Origin of the sequence: Bartonella senegalensis OS02, from assembly GCF_000312545.1 — a bacterium.
GTDB classification, from domain to species: domain Bacteria; phylum Pseudomonadota; class Alphaproteobacteria; order Rhizobiales; family Rhizobiaceae; genus Bartonella; species Bartonella senegalensis.
Genome location: NZ_HE997540.1, coordinates 920,607 through 925,107 on the forward strand (window position 1 = coordinate 920,607; position 4,501 = coordinate 925,107).

General features: G+C 43.4%; 3 protein-coding genes. 1 reads left to right on the forward strand and 2 read right to left on the reverse strand.

The window, feature by feature from the left end:
* Window positions 1–104 precede the first annotated feature (104 nt).
* Window positions 105–758 carry a fructose-6-phosphate aldolase gene (gene fsa / locus BN200_RS03615; RefSeq protein ID WP_019221098.1) on the reverse strand — a complete coding sequence of 218 codons (654 nt, stop codon included), beginning with the start codon at window positions 756–758 and terminating at the stop codon, window positions 105–107.
* Window positions 759–1,558: 800 nt separating this feature from the next.
* Here fsa and BN200_RS03620 point away from each other — a divergent pair.
* A complete protein-coding gene (locus BN200_RS03620) occupies window positions 1,559–3,781 on the forward strand; it encodes a primosomal protein N' (protein WP_019221099.1) in 2,223 nt (740 codons plus the stop codon).
* A gap of 466 nt (window positions 3,782–4,247) precedes the next feature.
* Here the strand turns inward: BN200_RS03620 and BN200_RS09360 are convergent.
* On the reverse strand, window positions 4,248–4,501 hold a 254-nt coding region (locus tag BN200_RS09360), incomplete at its 5' end, for a hypothetical protein (protein ID WP_195886753.1).

Sequence of the window (4,501 nt, forward strand, 5' to 3'; positions counted from 1 at the left end):
AAGAATATGCAACGATGCAAGCAGAAAAGATGCACAGCCACGTGTGGTTGAGGAACCTATCTGAACAGATTTTCCTGTTGCTTTGTAAGGAATCTTGCAAGAGGTTAAGCGATATTTTGTCCGGTTTTTTTCCAATCCTCAAGGAAGCTTTGTAAGCCTTTCTCGGTTAGGGGGTGTTTCACCAGCGCTTTTAAGATTGCTGGTGGGATTGTAGCAACATCTGCACCACTTATTGCTGCTTCTTTGACATGATTAACGGTGCGGATTGAAGCTGCTAAAATTTGCGTAGAAAAGTTGTAGTTGTCATAAATTGTGCGAATTTCATGAAGCAGCTCACTTCCATCATTTCCGCAATCGTCGAGTCTGCCAATAAATGGTGAAATGAATGTTGCGCCTGCTTTGGCGGCTAATAAGGCTTGAGTGGCAGAAAAACAAAGTGTGAGATTGGTTTTTAATCCTTGTTCTGTTAAAGCTTTACAGGCTTCTAATCCAGCAAAGGTTAAGGGAAGCTTGATGCAAATATTGTCAGCAATTTTTGCTAAAACAGCTGCTTCTTTCATCATGCCTTCAAATTCCGTTGCGGCAACTTCGGCGGAAACAGGTCCACGCACGAGGGTACAAATTTCTTTTGTAACTTCAAGAATATTTCGCCCTGATTTTAAGATGAGTGAGGGATTGGTGGTCACACCATCAACAAGGTTTAAATTTTGTAATTCTTGGATCTCTTCAATATTGGCACTATCCACAAAAAATTTCATCTCCCATCTCCTTGGTTTTTTGCTTGTTTATTCAAAGTTGATGATGTTTCATTCTGTTTTTTTGTTATGCGCTATTGTTTATGAAAAAAGCAAGAGGGAGTACATGCACTCTTATATGGTAAGTTGAAACATAAATGGGCAAGAAGCAAAAGATTGGGCATGGGAAAGAGGCTAAACGACACGAAAGGTCATACTCGCTAGCGTTTCTGTTTATTATGAGCCGCATTATAATATAATAAAGTTCAGAGATTAGATGCCTTTATTTTCTATAAATTCTCTTTAGAATCCACATTTCTATCCACGATCCCATTGATCATTTTTTATAAAAGATTGTCTTGTCTGAACAGATCATGAAAAGCAAATCATGATGCAAATATTATGAGGCATGTAAATCTTCAAATGAAATGCACAGCTTAGCTTATCTTCATAAGATGTTCCGTTTTATAAACTCAGATGGTCACTGTTAGATCTAATCGTTTTCAAATTGTCGATAACAATAAATTGCATGCATTTAAAGATCCCATCTTGTTTTATGATTGGATCACATGCATGAAATTATAGGGCATGAAATTATGGGAGCATCTCTTATGGAGGAGAGAAAAGTTGCTTGTTTTGTTAGGGTGGTGAAGAGGTGTGCATTAAAAATGTACAGGGTTGCCAGGAGGTGTTTGGCTGTGCCATTTTTGATGGGAGGAGTGATGGGCTATGCAAGAAGGGTTTCATAACGGATGACTTGTCAAAGATAGAAGTGTAAGGACAGCGTTGGGATAAAAGGGGACTACGAAAAGTTGGTACAAAAGATGAAGTCACATGTAACGGAGGATGTGAAGGAGAGAAAGATTGTTACGGTTTTGGTGCCTCTTCCTGTTGCACAGGCTTATAGTTATGAAGTTCCCTCTTCTATGGAGTGTGAAGTTGGTTCTTTTGTTCGTGTTCCAGTGATGGGGAGACAAGTTTGTGGCTTTGTCGTTGGCATTGGAGAGCAGACGGCAAAAGATGGGCAAAGTTCTGCACCGGTGGCGCGTGACAAACTCCGTGCTCTCCTCCATGTTTTTGATTGTCCGCCATTAAAGGTAGAGATGATTGCATTTTTGCGTTTTGTGAGTCGATATACGATGGCGCCTTTGGGTCTTGTTGCACGATTGGTTTTGTCTGTGCCAGCTGCTTTAGAACCAGAAGCACAAATGCTAGGTTTACGGTATTGTGGGGGGGATGTGGGGCGTTTAACGCCAGCACGTCTAAGGGTTTTGGAGTTGGCGTGCGATGGTGAGGTTTGGACACGTTCTGGTCTTGCGCATGCGGCAGGAACTTCTGTTTCCGTAGTTGAAGGGTTAAAATCGCTTGGAGTTTTTGAAGAGGTTGTGGTGCCGCCATCTGCGCTTGTCGCACTACCTAATCCGGATTTTGATCCGCCGGTGTTGGAGGGAGAACAGAGTGAAGCAGCAAAACTTTTGCGCGAAGGTGTTGTGTCTGCAAAGTTTCAAGTTTTTCTGCTTGATGGTGTTACTGGGGCAGGAAAGACGGAAGTGTATTTTGAAGCGGTTGCCCAAGCGTTTATAGAGGGCAAGCAGGTTTTGATTTTGTTGCCAGAAATTGCTTTAACACAACAATTTTTAGATCGTTTTCATACGCGTTTTGGAGCAGCAGCAGCAGAGTGGCATTCCGATTTGGCACCACGTCGTCGGGAACGGGTATGGCGACAGGTGGCAGAAGGACAGGTGCGGGTTGTGGCTGGAGCACGTTCGGCACTTTTTCTTCCCTTTCAGGAACTTGGGTTGATTGTTGTCGATGAAGAACATGATGGGGCTTATAAACAAGAAGAGCGTATTTTTTATCATGCACGTGATATGGCGGTTGCACGCGGCTCTTTTGAGCATTGTCCTGTTATTTTATCCTCAGCTACACCATCGATTGAGAGTCAGGCAAATGTTTTAAGAGGACGTTATCAAAAGGTGCATTTGCCATCACGTTTTAAAGACGCAGCGCTTCCAAAGTTGCGGGTGGTTGATATGCGTCAAGGAGGTGTGCAAAAAGGACGTTTTATTTCCTTTGCTCTTGAAGAGGCTTTAAAGCAAACACTCGAAAAAGGCGAACAAGCCCTTCTTTTTCTTAATCGTCGTGGTTATGCGCCTTTAACTTTGTGTCGGGTTTGTGGTCATCGGTTTCATTGTAGCGATTGTTCGAGTTGGTTGGTTGAGCACCGGGCGCAAGGGCAACTTAAATGCCATCATTGTGGATATCATCAGCCTCTTCCAGAAGCTTGTCCTGAATGTGGAACTCTCGATCATCTTGTCGCTTGTGGACCTGGTGTGGAAAGAATTGCGGAAGAAACACGGACGCTTTTTCCACAGGCGCGACAATTGATTTTGTCAACTGATCTCAAAGGGGGGATTGGTCAATTGCGTCGTGAATTGGAAGCAATTGCCAAGGGTGATGTTGATATTCTTATTGGAACGCAACTTGTTGCGAAAGGGCACCATTTTCCAGGACTATCGCTGGTTGGGGTGATTGATGCGGACCTTGGGCTTGCAAATGGCGATTTACGTGCGGGGGAGCGTACCTTTCAGCTTTTGTCTCAGGTTACAGGAAGAGCAGGGCGTATGGGGTTGGAAAGTTTAGGTCTCTTGCAAACCTATCAGCCTGATCATCCGGTGATAAAAGCTTTGCTTTCGCAAAAAGGAGAAGATTTTTACACCTATGAGATTGCTATGCGTCAACATTATCATCTTCCACCTTATGGGCGGCTTGCTTCTTTGATTGTATCTTCAGAAAAACGCCAAGCGGCAGAACATTATGCACGTGCGTTGCGCCAAGTTGCACCCGTTGAAAAAAATATCTCGTTGATGGGGCCTGCGGAAGCTCCGCTGGCTCTCATTCGCCGGCGTTATCGTTTTCGGCTTTTGCTGCAAGGGCAACGCTCTTTTGATATACAAGGTTTTATCCGTGCGATGCTTGCAAATGCACCGAAAATCCCTTCTTCCGTTCGGGTTCAGATTGATATTGACCCACAAAGTTTTCTTTAGAAAAGATTGTTATAATGAGAAGGTCTCTTTGTTTAAAAGAGGCTTTTAAACGAGAGTCTGTGCTTATTATCCTCTGTTTTCTACGGACGATAGCCTTTTTTGATTGTGTCTTCAGAAAAACGCCAAGCGGCAGAACGTTATGCATGTACGCTGCGCCAAGTTATACCCGTTGAAAAAAATATCTCGTTAATGAGATTAGCAGAAATTCCACAGGTTTTCATTCTTGGCATTATCATTTTCGGTTTTTGTTACTTCTTTTATAAAGGCAATGTTTTTTTGATTTGCAGGGGGGGTGCATTGTTTGTTAGTGCGTCGAAAATGCATTTTTGTTTGGGTTTAGAGGGAGAGTGATTTATAAATTTTTCTTTGAAAGAGCAACGTACTATAACTTTTACGACTCTTTAAGCAAAGAGTCTTTGTGAAAATATTCCTTGTAAAAGAGACTCTCTTACAAAGAGGAGCAATTTTAAGCAAAAAGGTCGTTTTTTGCTTTTTTTATGGTGATATCTGTTATAATCTCTTGCTTATAAGCTTGAGATAACACATTTTTTCGGTAGCGGTAGCGGTAGCGGTAGCGGTAGCGGTAGCGGTAGCGGTAGCGGTAGCGGTAGCGGTAGCGGTAGCGGTAGCGGTAGCGGTAGCGGTAGCGGTAGCGGTAGCGGTAGCGGTAGCGGTAGCGGTAGCGGTAGCGGTAGCGGTAGCGGTAGCGGTAGCGGTAGC